Below are 17,002 nucleotides of genomic sequence, written 5' to 3'. Positions count from 1 at the left end.
GTATGTCCTCCCTGCACGCAAGTTATTCCGACGACGCCTCGCTCGACACCTGCGACGCCGCTTCATCGCACCATTCGATCGCCCACGATCGCGCGCACGAGATCGCATCCGCTTCGTTCGAGAAGGCGTCGATGTCGCCGGAATCGTGCGAACGGAAATGCTCGTTTTTCCGCGGGATATGCGTGATTCTGGCACGCGCGTAGTAGACGCCTTCGTCCGCATGGCGTGCCCGGCAATCGATATGAAAATGCCTGTAGTCGAACTGCATCGGTTGTCCTCTGAACGCTTGATGCCGATCACCCGTAGCATCGCTCGTACCCGCTGCGGATTCAATGCGGCGCTCACACGCGCGACGCGGGGCCGCGCCGCGTCACGCGAGTGAGTGGACCCGCATCAGTTTGGCACGTTCACCGCGCCGTTTGCGACCGTGATCGCATTGCCGCCAGGGCTCGTCGCGATTGCCGGCAAGTTCGCGGTCGTCAATGCAGGCGCCGCGCCCGGCGTGCCGCCGCGCGGCACCGTATGAACCACTTGCGAAGGCGGCAGCGGCGTGCCGTTCTTCAGGTGGCTCCACATCAGGTTGAGCGCCTGAACGTTGTAGTAATGCAGCGGCACGAAGCGCGTATCGAAACCGGCCACGCCGAGGAACGCGTCGAAGTGCTGACCGTTCGTGATTTCATAGAACGACAGCTTGCTCGCCCCGCCTTCGACCAGCCGGTTCGTCGCCACGTACGGCCGCGAAGCATGGTTGATCGGCACCAATGCATCGGCGCGTCCTTGCACGATGATGGCCGGCTTGCCATGCAGATTCGCATTCACCCTGACTGCTTCGACATTCGTGGTCAACGTGCCGTTGGTCCACAGCGTGCGCAGACACGCAGCGCCGACGTAACTTGCATCGACCGTGGCGAGCCGGTGATCGAATGCGCCCAGCGTGCCCGCGTTGTAGACCAGGTTGATGCCGTTGGTCGGCGGCACACCATTGCCGTTGCCGAACACTGTCAGCATCGGCGAGACGGCGGGCGTGACGCCGGCCGCGCCCGTCGAACTCGTCGTGCCGAAGCTGAAGTTGCACAGGTTGTCGGTCACGCTCGCTTTGGCATAGGCGTTCGCGTACGTCACCGCGACCGCCGGCACCGCTTGCGAATCCCACATCGGCGCATGCAGCAGATCGGAGTCGGTCTGGTAGCCGTTCTGATGCAGAAGCGCGAGCGCGTTGATCGCCTGCGTCGTGGTGTCGCCTCCCGTGATCACGCCATTGTTCGCGAGCGTCGTGCATCGCGCGGTGCGAATCGCGGTGGTGGTCGCGAGCGGCAGCGCGGTCAGATACGGCGACCCGGTCGCGGCAGGCGCAAGCGCCGCGCACGGTTCGAGCAGGTTCGCGAGCGTCATGTAATCGGCAAGCGGCTTGCCGAATGCGCCGACGGGCACGCCGCCTTGCGACACCGACACTTGCGACGGCACACGAATGTTGATTTGCGGCTCGCCGACCACGACTGCGGTGATGAGGCCCGAAGTGTCCTGTTCCGCCGCCGCCAACGACGCGCCGCCGCCATTGCTCACCGATGCCGCGATCGTCAGAATGCTGCCCGGTTTATAGCGCACGGTGCGGGTCGAGCCGTTCAACGTGCCGTATGAATCGTTGAGCGCCCAATACGCGAACTGGATCGCCTGCAACGTGTTTTTGCCCCAGTCCTGCTCCGGGTTCTGCTGCGAGTGTGCGTGCTTGAACGCATAGCGGTTCGGGAACTGGGTGTTGTAGGTGGCGAGATCCGTGTTGCCGAGGTTCGCTGTGAAGAGACTCGCCTTGCCCGCGGCGTTCGCGTCCTGCAACGTGCCGTCGATCAGCGTCACGCGATTGGTCGACAGTTCATGCGCGCCGTTGCCCGAGCCCTTGTCGGTGTACGCGACCGCACAGCCGCGCTTAAGTCCCCACTCGCCCGCTGCGGAAATCGCGCCGTACACGCCGCGCGAACCCGATGACGTTGCCGTGACAATACACGGTTGATCCGCATTGAAGCTCGCGGGAATCTGCACGAGCACGCTGACGTTCTGCTTACCACTGCCGTCGTCGGCGAAAGCCAGATATTCCTTGCCGGCGATCTTGCCTTCGCCGAGCGTGTCGTTGCCGTTCAGATCGACATTGGGCCCCCAGAAGCGGCCATACCCGCCGTTGCTCGTCATATCGACGAGCGCGCGATAGTTCGACCAGATCGCGAGCCGCCGCAGTTCGGCGGCCGTGGGTTGCGCGGCGTTCGCAATCGCGGGCGCCGTGGCTAAAGCAAGGCCAGTTTTACCGAGTCCGGCCGTCAGCAGGTCGTCACTATTGCCGTCATAAGACTGCGTCTTGACCGTGCCGACGATGAAGTTCGGCAACGTGTTCGTTTGCGGTGGCGGCGGCCCGTCGTCGTCGCCCCCGTGGCAAGCGCTCATGGCGAGCGCGACGACGATTGCAATGGGAAGCGTGGACGTGCTTCGAATGGCTGATGTCATCTGTGCTTGTCTCCGTTATTGTGCAATACCGTTTTGCGTAACCGTTGTACACGCAAGCGCGCCGGATTTGCTACGCTGAACTTCTGAGCGCGACGCCTCGGATACCGACGCATCGTCAGCCTGCATTGACCTTTCAGCGGAGTCAATAGACCGTCATGGCAAGAGATAACGAATGTGAACATTCGGGTGACGAAGCCGCCTTGCGTGAGCCCTTGAGTCAACCTTCACGGCGCCGTTTTCTACAATCGGCCGCGGCCGCCGCCACTGTCGGTGCGGCACCGCACCTTCGCGCGCAAACCCAGGCACCCGTCGCCCCGGCCGCAGGGACTGCGCAAACTGTCCCGCCCCGGCCCGTCACCTTGAACGTGAATGGCCGCAGTTATGCGTTGCAACTCGAGCCGCGCGTCACTCTGCTCGATGCCTTGCGCGAGTACGCGGGCCTGATGGGCACGAAGAAAGGCTGCGACCGCGGACAATGCGGCGCGTGCACGGTGATCGCCAACGGACGCCGCATCAACTCGTGTCTGACGCTTGCCGTGATGCACGAAGGCGAGACGATCACCACGGTCGAAGGGCTCGCGAGCAACGGCGCGTTGAGCCCGTTGCAACGCGCGTTCATCGAACACGATGCGTTTCAGTGCGGCTACTGCACGCCCGGACAGTTATGCTCGGCGACTGCGCTGCTCGAAGAGTTTCGCAACGGCACGGCGAGCGTCGTCACCGCGGATATTCGTAGACGTCCTATCAAACTTTCCGACGACGAAATTCGCGAGCGCATGAGCGGCAATATTTGCCGTTGCGGCGCGTACGCGAACATCGTGGCCGCGATCCGCGCCGCGCATGACGGCAGCGGCCAGAACGCGAGCGCCGCCGACGTCGACCACGATCACCACGACCACCACGATCACGCGTGAGGCAAGCACGAGCATGGATGCGATCTCTTACGAACGCGCCGCCGATGTCGCCGGCGCAGTGCGAGCGGCGCAGCAACCGGGCGCGGTGTTCATCGGCGGCGGCACGAATCTGCTCGATCTGATGAAGGGCGGTGTCGAACGGCCGGTGCGCCTGATCGACATCACGCATATCGGCGGACTCGACGACATCACGACGCTGCCTGGCGGCGGCATCCGCATTGGCGCGCTGGTGCGCAATAGCGATGCCGCGAATCATGCGCTGGTGCGCGAACAATATCCGCTGCTCTCGCAGGCGTTTCTATCGGGCGCATCGGCGCAATTGCGCAATATGGCGACCGTCGGCGGAAATCTGCTGCAACGTACGCGCTGCGGCTACTTTTACGACACCGCGTTTTCACAGTGCAATAAGCGCACGCCGGGCAGCGGCTGTGCGGCTCTCGAAGGCCACAACCGCATGCACGCGATTCTCGGCGCGAGTCCGCAGTGCGTCGCGGTGAATCCGTCGGATATGAGCGTCGCGCTCGCGGCACTCGACGCTGTCGTGCGCGTAAGTGGGCCGACTGGAGAGCGAAGCATTCCGTTCGCGGAATTTCATCGGCTTCCGGGCGACAGGCCCGATGTCGATACCACGCTGCGCCCAGGCGAACTGATCACCGCGGTCGATCTTCCGCCACCGCTTTTCAGCGCGCATTCGCACTATCTGAAAGTGCGTGACCGCGCCAGTTACGCATTCGCATTGGTCTCGGTCGCCGCCGCATTGCAGATGGATGGCGAACGCGTGCAGACCGCGCGCATCGCACTCGGCGGCGTCGCGCACAAGCCCTGGCGAGCAAGTGCCGCCGAGCAGCTACTGAACGGCCAGCCGCTCACGCAAGCCACGCTGAACCGCGCCGCTGCGGCCGCGTTGAACGATGCCAGGCCGCTGCGCGATAACCGCTTCAAGGTCCAGCTCGCGCAACGCGCAATCGTGCGCGCCGTGAACGAAGCAGCGGGCCGGCCGGGAGGTCTCGCATGAATCTGATCGGTCAACCATTCGACCGTACCGACGGTCTGCTGAAAGTAACCGGCGAAGCGCGCTATGCGGCGGAGTTCCCGGAGGCGCGTCTCGCGCATGCGGTGCTCGTCACGAGCACGATTGCACGCGGCACCATTGCATCGATCGATGCGAGCCGCGCGCAAGCCGTGCCCGGCGTGCTGCTGGTGATGACGCATGAGAACGCGCCACGTCTGCCGAACGGCGGCAAGGCGCAATTGGCGCCGCCCGCGGGGCGTCGGCTGTCGCTGTTGCAGGACAACGAAGTGCATTACAACAACGAGCCGGTTGCGGTGGTCGTCGCCGATACGCTCGAGCATGCGACCGACGCCGCGCGTCAGTTGCGCATCACGTATCGGGCGAGCGCGGCCACGCTCGACTTTGCGCAGGCGAAGGCCAACGCGCATGCGCCCGACAAACCGCAGGGACGTCAAACGGATACGCAGCGCGGCAGTTTCGACGACGGCATGCGAAGCGCCGCCGTGCATATCGACGCGACGTACACCACGCCGATCGAGCATCACAACCCGATGGAGCCGCACGCGACGATGGCGCGTTGGGACGGCCCGCAACTCACGCTCTACGATTCGACGCAAGGCGTGAGCGGCGAAGCTCAGGCAGTGGCGAAGACGCTCGGCATTTCGCCCGGCGACGTGCGCGTGATTTCGCCGTTCGTCGGCGGCGGCTTTGGGTGCAAGGGCTCATCGTGGTCGCATGTGTCGTTGTGCGCGATGGCGGCGAAACAGACAGGACGTCCCGTGCGGCTCGTGCTCGAGCGGCCGCAGATGTTCGGCCCGGTCGGCGCGCGCCCGCACACGGAACAGCACCTCGTGCTGGCCGCGCGGCGCGACGGCACGCTCACCGCGATACGCCACGACAGCATTTCGAATACGTCGATGATCGAGGACTGGACCGAGACCTGCTGCATGGTCACGCGCATGCTGTATGCGGTGCCCAATCAGGTGACCACGCACCGGCTCGTGCCGCTGAACGTCGGCACGCCGACCTTCATGCGCGCGCCCGGCGAGACGACCGGCTCGTTCGCGCTCGAATCGGCAATGGACGAGTTGGCCGTCGCGCTCAGGATGGACCCGCTCGCTTTGCGCCTGAAGAATTACGCGGAGGCCGATCCGCAGGAAAACAAGCCGTGGTCGGGCAAATCGTTGCGCGAGTGCTATCAGGTCGGCGCGGAAAAATTCGGCTGGTCGCGGCGCAATCCCACGCCTCGTTCGATGCGCGACGGCAACACGCTGATCGGCATGGGCATGGCGACATGCACGTATCCGGCCAATCGCAGCGAAGCCGGCGCAATCGCGCGAATCCTGCCGGACGGCACGGCGATGGTGGCGTCGGGCACGCAGGACATCGGCACGGGCACTTACACGGTGATGACCCAGGTCGCCGCCGATGCGCTCGGCTTCGCGCCGGAGAACATCCACTTCGCGCTCGGCGATTCGTCGCTGCCGAAGGCGCCGGTGTCGGGCGGATCGCAGTCGGCGGCGAGCGTTGCGCCGGCCGTGCGGGACGCCGCCAACGCGGCGCGCGCGCAGTTGATCGCGCTTGCGTTGGCGGACCCGGCCTCGCCGGTGCACGGCATCGCGCCCGACGACATCACCGTGGAAAACGGCTGGGTGACGAGCCGCTCGCAACCGGCGAAGCGCGATCCGGCCGCGGCGATCATCGCGCGTGCGGGCGGCAAGCCGATTGAGGCAACCTCCACCGTCAAACCGGGCGACGAAAAGCAGAAGTACTCGTTTCACTCGTTCGGCGCGGTGTTCGTCGAAGTGCGCGTGGATGCGGACCTCGGCACGATTCGCGTGCCGCGCGTCGTCGCCGTGTATGACGTGGGGCGCGTGCTCAACGAGAAGACGGCGCGCAGCCAGATGCTCGGCGGCATTGTGTGGGGCGTGGGCGCGGCGTTGCAGGAAGAGTCGTCGCTCGACACGCGCTATGGGCGCTTCACGAACGCGAACCTCGCGGAATATCACGTGCCGGTGAACGCGGACATCGGCTCGCTCGACATCACGTTTCTCGACCGGCCGGACCCGTATATCAACTCGCTCGGCGTGCGCGGCATCGGCGAAATCGGGATTACGGGCGTGTGCGCGGCGCTGGCGAACGCGGTGTATCACGCGACCGGTGTGCGCGTGCGCGATCTGCCGGTGACGCTCGATAAGGTGATGCAGCCGACGCGCGTCTGAACGCATGGCGGGCGCTTGCCTCGGGTTGCATTGCGCCGCACAATCGGAGGCACTTTCATTCTCCGGTGCCCGCTCATGGCTTACTCGTCGCTTGCCACTGGCATCTTGCTCGCCGCAGGCGTCGGCTCGCGCTTCGATCCGCAGGGCGTGCAAAACAAGCTGCTCGCGCGACTGCCCGACGGCACGCCGCTCGCCCACGAAGCCGCGCGCCGGCTGTTGCTGGTCGTGCCGACGGTGCTGGCCGTCGTGCGGCCGGGCGCCGAAGCGCTCGCGCGTCTGCTGAACGACGCCGGTTGCGACGTGGTGTTCGCGGCCGCCGCCGAACGCGGCATGGGCGCGAGCCTCGCCGCGGGCATCGACGCCAGCGACGACGCCGAAGGCTGGATCGTCGCGCTCGCCGACATGCCGCGCATCCAGCCGTCGACGATTGAAGCGGTCGCGCGGACGCTCGACGGCGGGGCGTCTATCGTCGCGCCGTTTTATGAAGGGCAGCGTGGGCATCCGGTGGGGTTTGGCGCGGAACATCGCGAGGCGCTGATGTCGCTCGATGGAGACAGCGGCGCGCGTTCGTTGCTGATGTCTGGGCGTGTGGTGCGGCTGGATGTCGACGATGCGGGGGTTTTGCGGGATGTGGATACGCCGGGGGATTTGCGGGGGGTGGTGGCGGGTTAGTGGGGCTGAAGTGGTGGTTGGGACCGGTCTCGTTTGGCCGGCAACCACGGGTAGTGTGGAGTCGGCGGGTAGCGTGGAGTCAGCGGTGCGGAGTCGGGCGGTTGTGCGGAGCCGGGCGGTTGACTTCGGAGCTGCGTTGGGCGTTGGGCGTTGGGCGTTGGGCGTTTGGCGTGCGACGTACGGCGTACGGCGTACGGCGTACGGCGTTGGGGTTCGGCGTTCGGCGCAGGGCGTTGGCCCCAGCCCGCTGTGCGCTGGCCGTGAGCCTTGGCGTGCAGCAAACCGCAGGCTTGCGCCGACCCAGGCTTGAGCGCATACTGTATATTCATACAGTATTCTTGGACGCGCCGTTAGCTGCCGCTCGCCGCGTGCCCCCGGCCGCAACCCTTCGCATGAACCGCATTTCCATTTACCCGTCTTTCAGCGCCTGGCGCGACGCCGCACGTTTGCTGTTGCGGCATGGCGTGGAGCCGGAGCGGATCGAGTGGATTGAGTGCCCGGAGACGGCGCAGGAGCCTGCGAGCACCATCGGTTGCAATGGCGCGGGCGCGGCGCTGAATCAGCCGCTTGCCGATGCGTGGGGTGGGTCGGGTGCGTCGGATGCGTCGGATGCGTCGGACATGTTGCAAGCCGCGCCCGCGTCGGACACGTCGCACCCGTCTCACGCGTCAGCAACCCCGGACGCAGCAAACGGCCTCGCGGCAACAACCGCCGTACCACGCGAGCTACTCGCCTGGCTGAAAGCGGCCGCCTGTTTCCGCGCGCCCGACCGCTGGGCGCTGCTCTATCGAGTCCTCTGGCGCTGGACACGCGGCGAACGCGACGTTCTCGACCTCGGCGACAGCGACGGCGCATTGCTCGATCAGCGCGTGCGCGCCGTCGAGCATGAAACCGAGGACATGCTGAACCTGACCTTGTTCAGAAGACGCGATCCGTCGATGGGACCGCCCGAGTTCGTCGGCTGGTACGAACCGCATCATGACCTGCTCGAGTACGCGGCCGAGCGCTTCGCGGCGCGCATGGGCTACTCGACATGGATGCTGGCCACGCCACGAGGCGCCGCGCTCTGGAACGGCATGCTGCTGCGCATATCGCAGCCGGTGTCTGAGCACAGCGTCGACGTTCCGGCCGAAGACGCAATGACGGGCGAAGCCGTCACCAGCGAGTCCACTGAAGCGCTCTGGCTCGGCTACTACGAGGAAGCCGTCAGCGACGAGACGCCGCCGGTGCCGCTTCGGTACTGGAGAGCCCCGCCCGAAGGGCCGCCGTTGCCTGCGCGGCTCGCGCGCGAGCGCGTCTGTCCTCGCGGACAAAACGCTGTCGTGACCGTACCGGCTAGTCCGCTGGCGGAATATTCCGCGCTGACGCCACCGCTGCGCGAGCCCACCGGTCCGCTCGATACCTGCCGGCGTTGCGCGTTATGGCGCAACGCGAAGCAGCCGGTGCCCGGTGCGGGTGCGGGTGCGGGTGCGGGCGGCAGCGTGAGTGCCAACGCCGATGCGCATACAAATTCCACTGCCCCCGCCAGTCCCCCGATCATGGTCGTCGGCGAGCAACCTGGCGAGTATGAAAACCAGCACGGCGTGCCCTTCACCGGACCGGCCGGTCAGTTGCTCGACAGCGTGGTCGCCCGCGCCGGGCTCGAACGCGCGGCGCTCTATCTGACGTATGCGGTCAAGCATTACAAGTGGGAGATCGTCGGGCGCGAGCGCATTCATCGCACCCCCGCGCAACGCGAGGTGGAAGCCTGTCAGTATTGGCTCGACAAAGAACTCGCGCAGCTTGCGCCGCGGGTGGTCGTCGCGTTAGGCCCGACGGCGTTGAGAGCGCTGACCGGCGCGCACGTCAACCTGTCGGAATATGCGGGGCGCACTATCAGTCATGGCGGGCGCATCATCGTGCCGACCTGGCATCCGGCCTATGCGTTGAGGACCGCCGACCCGCGTTTGCGCGACGACATCGTCGCAAGAATCGCGACTGCGTTCAGGTGGGCGGCGGAACTGGCGGGCGACGCGTCCGAGCGTCGGTGACAACCGCCTAAGCCACGCCATCGCTCGGGCGTGCACAGGCACATGGCTTGCGCAAACACTCATAGCTATGCGTGAGCGCCGCAGAACGGCGAACCGACAGTGAACCGACCGCGAATGAACCGCAAACCGACCGCGAATCAACCGCGCAACTCGTTCCAATTCCGCCTAAGCTGATGTGACGCCGCGATTGTCACGCAACGCTACGCCGTCGTTGAAGCGGCGCACGCGTTCGAAACCACCGACTGCCCATGAGCGAAACCAGCCCGCGCCTGTTCATCGTGTCACCGCATTTCGACGACGCCGTCTTCAGTTGCGGCGCATTGCTCGCTGCGCATCCGGACGCCGCGGTCTGCACGGTATTCGCCGCGCCGCCCGAGCATACGATGCACACCGAATGGGATGAAAAGTCGGGTTTCGTCAACGCCCACGAGGCGATCCACGAGCGCACGTTCGAAGACAACCGCGCGCTCGAATTGCTCGACGCGATTCCGCTGCGCATGCCGTTTCGCGAGAGCCAGTATTCCGATTCGCCGTCCATCAGCAAAATGGCGGCCGCGCTCGAGGAAACCATCTATCGAACCACGGCTAACACGTTGCTGATGCCGCTCGGGCTGTATCACGACGATCACGTGCGCGTGTTCGAAGCGTGCTGCGAGATCCTGCCGCGGCTGTCGCATCTCGCCTGGTTCGGTTATGAGGAAGCGATTCACCGGCGCACGCCGGGGGTCGTGCAGGCGCGCCTCGCCGATCTCGCGCAGCGCGGCATCGTGGCGACGCCGGCCAATCCGAGCGCCGGCCACACGATCGACATGCAGCGGCGCGCGCAGATCAAGCGCGAAGCCGTTCACGCATACCAGAGTCAGTTGCGGGCGTTCGGGCCGGGCAATTACGACGACGTCTTCGCCACCGAGCGCTACTGGCAACTGAGCGTGGGCCGTCGCGTGAAAAGGTAGCGGAACGCGTGAAAAACACAGCGGGAAGCGTGGGCAAAAGCGTAGGTAAAAGCGCGGGCAAAAACCGCAGCCGCGAAACCCGCCCGACAGCAAAACCGCCTACCCTTGAAGTGAACCGCACGCGCCGTCGCGCTATCGCACAACTCTCAACCACAGGTGATGCAATGAGCTACGACATGCATACGAGCCCGATCCCCGATCCCAACGCCGACCCGACGCGCGACCCGGAAGGCGATCCGCTGACACCGCCGTCGCCCGGTCATCACAACGACGAACCACAGCGCCCCGAAGGACCGCCCGACAAAGACCCGGTGTGAGCCGCGAAGCGTTAGCAAATCAGCCGCGAACCGACAGCCGCGTGCATAAACCGCACACGACATGCGGGCATGCGACGGCGGCACGGCGGCACGGCGGCACGGCGGCACGGCGGCACACCCGCACCGCAATCAGTTCGTCAGTTCGCTGAAGCCCTGCAACAGCCGGTCGATGTCGGCGGCGTGGATGTTACCCATCGTCGAGATACGGAAGAGTTCCGCCGACAGCCCGCCCTGCCCGGCATAGATCACGAAGCCGCGCGCCTTCAGCGCGTCGTGCAATTGCGGATACGTGACGCCGTTCGGCAGCCGGTACGCGCGCAACACGACCGACGACTCCTGCGGCGCCAGCACGCTCTCGATGCCGCGCTCGGCCAGTCCCGCGCGCGCCTGCTCGGCGAGCGCCGCATAGCGCGCATGACGCGCGCGCCAGCCGCCTTCGTCGGCGATTTCGCGCAACGCTTCGACCAGCGCGTAGTACGCGTGAACCGACGGCGTGAACGGCGTATTGCGCTGATCCTGCAGGCGCGCGAGCCGTCCGAGGTCGAGGTAGTACGTGCGGCTCGCCGCCTGCGCGAGCGCCGCGCGGCGCACCAGCACGAACGACGCACCCGGCACGCCGTGCAGGCACTTGTTGGCCGTCGCGGCGACGGCGTCGAGACTCGTATCGGCGAAGTCGATCGCCTCGGCGCCGAAGCTGCTCACGCCATCAACCAGCAAACGCAGACCGCGCGCGCGGCACAGCGCACCGAGCGCGGCGAGATCGTTCAGCCGCCCGGTCGTCGTTTCATGATGGATCACCGCGACGTGCGTGAACGCCTTGTCCGCGTCGAGACGTTCGGCGATTTTCGCGAGGTCCGGCGCCTGCATCCAGTCATGCTTCAGCGCTTCATGTGCAATGCCGTATTGCGCGGCGATCTGCGCGATACGCTCGCCGTACACGCCGTTTTCCACCACCAGCAGCTTGCCGTTTTGCGGCACGAGCGCGGCCGTCATGCTTTCGACGGCGGCCGTGCCCGAACCCGTCATCAGCACCGCCTGCCATTCGCTCGCGTCGAGGCCGTAAAGGTCGACGAGACGCGTGCGCGCCTCTTCCTGCAAATCGAAAAACTCGCTTTCGCGATGGCATAGGTCCGTCTGCAACAGGCTGTTGCGAACGCGTTCGGTGAGCGTCACGGGGCCGGGATTGAGCAGCAGCATGGGCGCGTCTTCCTTTGACTTCAGGCGGCGCCGATGTGACGCATCAAACGCGTTTTCACATCGGGCGGAGTGATGGTGGGACGCGGCAAGCCGTCAGGCGTGCCGCGACGAATGACGAGGCGCGCAAAGCGCGGACCGTCGAGCGGCGCGGATTCGAACAGCGCGTCGAGCACAGCGGGATCGTCGCTTTCGACCGCCGACGCATAGCCGCACGCCGCCGCGACGCCCGCGAATGAGACCTGCGGCGAGACCGTCGCCTGCCCGCCCGTGGAGTCGTGCGCGCCGTTATCGAGCAGTACGTGCGTGAGATTCGACGGACCGTAAGCGCCGAGCGTCGCGAACGCGCCCATGCGCATCAGCGCCGCACCGTCGCCGTCGAGTGCGACCACGTGCAGGTCCGGACGCGCGAGCGCGAGACCGAGCGCGAACGGCGTCACGCAACCCATCGAGCCGACCATGTACAACTGGTTCGGACGATCGTCGATCGCGTAAAGCTCGCGTCCACAAAAACCGGTCGACGCGAGCACGACCGTCGACTCGAGCGGCGTGTGCGCGATCACCTTCTTCAACGCGTCATGACGCGACGCGAGTTCGCTCGCCGCCACGCCGGTGAACTGTGAACGCGGCGCGACCGGCACACGACGCGCGCCCGCATCGCCCGCCTTCAATTCGTATGGCGCGACGCTGCCCTTTTGCATCACGAGCGCGTAAGGGCGGCCCGTTTCGTCCATATGGGCGATCGCGCGATCCAGCGTGGGGCCGATTGCGTCGGCTTCGGTCGGAAACGTCTCCCACGGAATTTCCATCGTGTCGAGCATCGCGGGCGTGACCGGTCCCATCAACGCGTGCTGCGGTTCGTCGGCGACGCCGGGTTGGCCGCGCCACGTGACGATCAGCAATTGCGGCAAACGGAAGGTCCACGTGAGCGACGTCAACGGACTCACGGCGTTGCCGAGGCCCGAGTTCTGCATCATCGTGATGCCGCGGCGGCCGTTGCGCGCGCCGAGAGTGACGCCGCCGATCAACGCAACCGCATCGCCCTCATTCGCCGCCGACACGTAGTGCAGCGACTCGTCCTGCAACACGTAGTTGATGAACGGCGTCAGGTACGAGCAAGGCACGCCCGCATACCAGTCGAAGCCGCGCTCGCGCGCCGCCTCGACAAACTGTGCTGCTTCGATCATTGCGCCGCTCCGCTCGCTGCGTCGGAGGCCGCACCGCCGACCGATGCCGCGAGCGGCGTCTGTCCGTGCGCGAAGTCGCCGGCGCGGCGGAAGTCTTCGAGATCGTTGACGCCGCGCCAGTGGCCGTGCACGTATTGCACTTCGATCGACTCGCCTGCTTCGATCAGCGCGTTCAGCAACGCGGGCATGTCGAGCGATGCAAAGTCGGCGCGCGCCTGCAATTGCGCCATGACAGTCTGCAGACGCTCGCGGCCTGCGCCGCGCACATTCAGCAAACCGACCCAGCGGCCATGCGGCGTTTGTGCGGCGATCGCCGACGACGCCTCCTGTCCGCTCGACACATGGCGCAATACGACCTTGTTGCCGAAGAGGCCGCGGTCGTCGGAAGCCGAGCACCACGCGAAGTCGCGCACGCTCGCGTTTTCCGCATCGGTCAGCGAAGAATCGACGACCACGCTGAACGCCGCTTCGCTCTCCACCAGATCGCGCAGGATGTAGCTGCGGAACAGCAGATCGCCGTACGAGATCACGGTGTCGCCCGAGAGCTTGTCGAGCGCGCACGCGAGCGACGCGAGTTCGCCGGTCTGCTCGTGCTTGTCATTGACGACGAGCTTGATGCCCGCGGTATCGATGGCATCGGCGCGATAACCGCCGACCACCGTGATGTCGTTGACGCCCTGCTTCTTGAACGCGTCGACGAGCCAGCGCAGCAGCGGCTTGCCCGCAACCGGCAGCATCACTTTCGGACGGTCTTCGGTGACGGCCTCGAGGCCCTTGCCGCGGCTCGCCGCGAGCACGACCGCGGCGCCTGCCGCGCGGCCGCTCGACAGATAGCGGTCTTCCGCTTCCGAATACTCGTCGGCGTCCTGCAAACGGAAAATTTCGTTGACCGCGGCGATGCGGTCTTCCACGTTGACGAGCGTTTGGCTCGTGTGGATTTCTTGTGCGACCGCCTGCATCGCCGACGTGGCCGCGCGAATCAGATGGTTCGCCCAGATCACGGTGCTGATGCCGGCTTCGCGGAACACTTCGGTCGGCGTGCTGTAGTACTTGGTCGGCACGATCACGAGCGGCCCGCGGCCCGCCCACTCGCGCGCGAACTCGAGAATTTCGTCGGGGCGCGAGAGCTTGCTGTGAATCAGGATCGCGTCGGCGCCGGCGCGGCGGTAGGCTTCCGCGCGGCGCAGCGCTTCTTCCATGCCCCAGCCGGCAATCAGCGCTTCCACGCGCGCGACGATCGAAAAATTCTCGTCCGATTGCGAGTCCTTGCCGGCCTTGATCTTGCCGCAGAATTCGTCGATGTCGGCAAGCGGCTGCGCCTCGCCGTTGATGAAGCTATTGGTCTTCGGGAACTGCTTGTCTTCGATGCACACGCCGGCGATGCCGCGCTGTTCGAGCTTGCGCACGAGGCGGCGCACGTTGTTGAAATTGCCGTAGCCGGTGTCGCCGTCGAGCAGGATCGGCAGATCGCTCGCGTCGGCCATGAATTCGAGGTTGTCGACGACCTGGGTCCAGCTTGCCTCGTTGTTGTCGCGCACGCCGAATTGCGCGGAGATCGCGAGGCCCGAGCCCCAGATCGCCTTGAAGCCGGCTTCGCGGACGATGCGCGCGGAGAGGCCGTTATGCGCCTCCATCATGAATTCGAGTTCGCTGCTGACAAGCATCTGGCGCAGACGTGCGCTGCGTGAAGAAGAGACGAAGGCGGGTTCGCGGGCGTTCATATTCTGTACTCCTGGTGGCGGGCTTATTGGCGGGGCCTGCTTGCGGGTTTATCGGCGCTCTTTTTGCCCGGCTGGCGACTGGAAAATGGCGACTATAGCGGAATTTTCATTTAGTCGTCATTTAGACGGCTGTGCTTTTGCTGTATTGCTTTTAAGTGGAGAAATGTGTCGATTTTTGCAGCGCAGGCGCGCTGGCAAGCGCTTTGGAATTGAGTGGCGTTTTGTGGCTTATTGATGCGAAGGCTTGTCGGTGTTGGGTGCTGCGCGTCGTCGCGGGATTAATTCCATTTCTCGGCACCGGCTTTTTATTAATCAGAGAATCGCCACTGCGGATAATGCTTCCTTATTAACTCCGCCGAATTAAATAATCGCTTTGCACGGCCTGCATTACCTCCGCCCACACCCTTTAATCAGACGAAAGGCGCATGGCAAAGGGTTTCCCCTGCCCTCATGAGCAAAGTGAAACCTGCCGTAAACAGAGTCAGCGAGAAGCACACAGCCCAATCCGATCGACCCTTTGCCAAGCACCACTCTTTGCTATGACTCTGAACAAAAAATTAGCCTCAATGATCGCCGTCCTTTGGTTCGGCCTGATTCTGATCGGCGGCTTCGGCGCATGGCAAAACCGTGCGTCGATGGTTAGCGACCGGCGCGACCAGCTCACGTCGCTGATCGATCAGGCGAACCACGTGGTCGCCCGTTACTACGCAATGGCGCAACAGCACGCCATCACCGAAGACGAAGCGAAGAAGCAGGCGCTCGCCACGCTCGAATCGATGCGCTACGGCAAGGACGGCTACATCTCCGTGAACGACTCGCAGCCCGTCATGCTGATGCATCCGTTCAAGAAAGAGATGGTCGGCAAGAACCTCGCGCAGTTCGCGGATCCGGCGGGCAACCATCTGTTCGTGGATATCGTGAACGCGGGCAATCACGAAGGCGGCGGCTTTGTCGATTACCTGTGGGCGAAACCGGGCAGCGAGAAACCCGTGGCGAAGACCAGCTATTCGCAGCACTTCCAGCCGTGGGACTGGTATGTCGTCACCGGCATGTACATGGACGACGTGCAGCGCGCGTTTTACGCGAGCCTGTTGCGCTGGCTCGCGATCACGGTTGCGCTCGGCGGCATCGCCACGGGCATCATGCTGCTCGTGTTGCGCAGCGTGCGCCGCTCGCTCGGCGGCGATCTGGAAGTGGCCGTCGAACATGCGCAACTGATGGCGGGCGGCAATCTCGCCGTGCGCGTGCCGGTCAAGGACAACGACGCCGGCAGCCTGCTGCATGCGTTGCAAACCATGCAGGCCGGTCTCGTCGATACGGTTTCGCGGGTGCGTGCCGGTACGGAAAATATCAACGTCGGCGCGAGCGAAATTGCCGCCGGCAACACCGATCTGTCGCAACGCACGGAAGAACAGGCCGCCGCGCTGGTGCAAACGGCGTCGAGCATGGATCAGATGACGGTCAACGTGAAGCAGAACGCGGACAGCGCGCAACAGGCGGCAGAACTGGCGGGCCAAGCCGCCGACGTCGCCACGCGCGGCAGCCGCGTGGTCGACGACGTGGTTCGCACGATGGGCGAGATCACGACCAGCTCGCGGCAGATCGGCGACATCATCGGCGTGATCGACGGCATTGCGTTTCAGACCAACATTCTCGCGTTGAACGCGGCGGTCGAAGCGGCTCGCGCGGGCGAACAGGGACGCGGCTTCGCCGTCGTCGCCGCCGAAGTGCGCAGCCTCGCGCAACGCTCGGCCACGGCCGCGAAGGAAATCAAGGCGCTGATCGAAACGTCGACGACCACGGTGGAAGCCGGCGCGTCGCTGGTTGCCAACGCGGGCTCGACGATGGGCGAGATCGTGCAGTCGGTGCGTCGCGTGAACGAGATTCTCGAGGAAATCAGCAATGCGTCGCGCGAGCAAAGCGCGGGCATCGAGCAGGTGAATCGCGCGGTCGGCGAGATGGATCAGGTCACGCAGCAGAACGCGGCGCTGGTCGAGGAAGCCGCCGCGGCCGCGCATTCGCTGAAGGATCAGGTGGGCGTATTGCGCGAGGCGATCTCCAGCTTCGCGCTGCCCGCGTGAAGGCGCACGCACGAAGGAGCGCATGAAGGCACGCGTGAAAAAGAAGGCGCTCGACAGGCAGCGAGCGCCTCTTTAACACGCCGCGTCGAAATCGACGCATCAATCGAACGAAATGAGCCGCGCGGATTTTCAAGTCCGCGCGGCTTTTTTACGTCTGTCGCGCGTGTTGGCTTGCGGTAATCTCGCATACAGATTACGTTCTCATT

13 protein-coding genes are annotated in these 17,002 nt (G+C 65.1%); 8 read left to right on the top strand and 5 right to left on the bottom strand.

Annotation, left to right across the window (positions count from 1 at the left end):
• Positions 1-22: 22 nt before the first annotated feature.
• Both AB6809_RS14455 and AB6809_RS14450 read right to left on the bottom strand, forming a co-directional pair.
• Positions 23-268, bottom strand: a complete 246-nt coding sequence (locus AB6809_RS14455) for a hypothetical protein (protein WP_006049205.1) — start codon at positions 266-268, stop codon at positions 23-25.
• Between the two features lie 125 nt (positions 269-393).
• A complete protein-coding gene (locus AB6809_RS14450; RefSeq protein ID WP_029966469.1) occupies positions 394-2,493 on the bottom strand; it encodes a D-(-)-3-hydroxybutyrate oligomer hydrolase in 2,100 nt (699 codons plus the stop codon).
• A 155-nt stretch (positions 2,494-2,648) separates the two neighbouring features.
• Here AB6809_RS14450 and AB6809_RS14445 point away from each other — a divergent pair, with 155 nt between their 5' ends.
• The 7 genes from AB6809_RS14445 to AB6809_RS14415 all read left to right on the top strand — a co-directional run bounded on the left by AB6809_RS14445 (position 2,649) and on the right by AB6809_RS14415 (position 10,613).
• Positions 2,649-3,407 carry a 2Fe-2S iron-sulfur cluster-binding protein gene (locus tag AB6809_RS14445; protein WP_029966470.1) on the top strand — a complete coding sequence of 253 codons (759 nt, stop codon included), beginning with the start codon at positions 2,649-2,651 and terminating at the stop codon, positions 3,405-3,407.
• A gap of 13 nt (positions 3,408-3,420) precedes the next feature.
• Positions 3,421-4,422: a xanthine dehydrogenase family protein subunit M gene (locus tag AB6809_RS14440; RefSeq protein WP_029966471.1), complete on the top strand. Its 1,002-nt coding sequence runs from the start codon at positions 3,421-3,423 to the stop codon at positions 4,420-4,422.
• Positions 4,419-6,641 carry a xanthine dehydrogenase family protein molybdopterin-binding subunit gene (locus AB6809_RS14435; RefSeq protein WP_029966472.1) on the top strand — a complete coding sequence of 741 codons (2,223 nt, stop codon included), beginning with the start codon at positions 4,419-4,421 and terminating at the stop codon, positions 6,639-6,641. The genes AB6809_RS14440 and AB6809_RS14435 overlap by 4 nt, the downstream gene beginning before the upstream one ends.
• Before the next feature lie 75 nt (positions 6,642-6,716).
• Complete coding sequence (locus AB6809_RS14430) at positions 6,717-7,313, top strand: NTP transferase domain-containing protein (RefSeq protein ID WP_029966473.1); 597 nt, start codon at positions 6,717-6,719, stop codon at positions 7,311-7,313.
• Between the two features lie 392 nt (positions 7,314-7,705).
• A complete protein-coding gene (locus tag AB6809_RS14425) occupies positions 7,706-9,343 on the top strand; it encodes a DUF4130 domain-containing protein (RefSeq protein ID WP_371026848.1) in 1,638 nt (545 codons plus the stop codon).
• A gap of 248 nt (positions 9,344-9,591) precedes the next feature.
• Complete coding sequence (locus tag AB6809_RS14420) at positions 9,592-10,296, top strand: PIG-L family deacetylase (protein WP_006049198.1); 705 nt, start codon at positions 9,592-9,594, stop codon at positions 10,294-10,296.
• 164 nt (positions 10,297-10,460) lie between these two features.
• Positions 10,461-10,613 (top strand): hypothetical protein, encoded by a 153-nt coding sequence (locus tag AB6809_RS14415; RefSeq protein ID WP_006049197.1) that lies wholly within the window; start codon positions 10,461-10,463, stop codon positions 10,611-10,613.
• A 129-nt stretch (positions 10,614-10,742) separates the two neighbouring features.
• Here AB6809_RS14415 and AB6809_RS14410 read toward each other — a convergent pair whose 3' ends face one another.
• Genes AB6809_RS14410 through aepX form a run of 3 tightly spaced genes read right to left on the bottom strand, consistent with a single transcriptional unit; the run spans position 10,743 to position 14,715 of the window.
• A complete protein-coding gene (locus AB6809_RS14410) occupies positions 10,743-11,810 on the bottom strand; it encodes a 2-aminoethylphosphonate aminotransferase (protein WP_029966477.1) in 1,068 nt (355 codons plus the stop codon).
• Between the two features lie 20 nt (positions 11,811-11,830).
• Positions 11,831-12,994, bottom strand: a complete 1,164-nt coding sequence (gene aepY, locus AB6809_RS14405; RefSeq protein ID WP_029966479.1) for a phosphonopyruvate decarboxylase — start codon at positions 12,992-12,994, stop codon at positions 11,831-11,833.
• Positions 12,991-14,715: a phosphoenolpyruvate mutase gene (aepX, locus tag AB6809_RS14400; protein WP_307258743.1), complete on the bottom strand. Its 1,725-nt coding sequence runs from the start codon at positions 14,713-14,715 to the stop codon at positions 12,991-12,993. Before aepX ends, aepY begins: the two co-directional genes overlap by 4 nt.
• A 539-nt stretch (positions 14,716-15,254) precedes the next feature.
• Between aepX and AB6809_RS14395 the strand changes: the two genes are divergently transcribed.
• Positions 15,255-16,796, top strand: a complete 1,542-nt coding sequence (locus AB6809_RS14395; RefSeq protein WP_029966482.1) for a methyl-accepting chemotaxis protein — start codon at positions 15,255-15,257, stop codon at positions 16,794-16,796.
• Positions 16,797-17,002: the final 206 nt, after the last annotated feature.

The organism is Paraburkholderia sp. RCC_158, from assembly GCF_041355255.1.
Taxonomy (GTDB): Bacteria; Pseudomonadota; Gammaproteobacteria; order Burkholderiales; family Burkholderiaceae; genus Paraburkholderia; species Paraburkholderia graminis.
The sequence above is the reverse complement of the archived record's forward strand: the minus strand, read 5'-3'. Positions and strand labels throughout refer to the sequence as shown.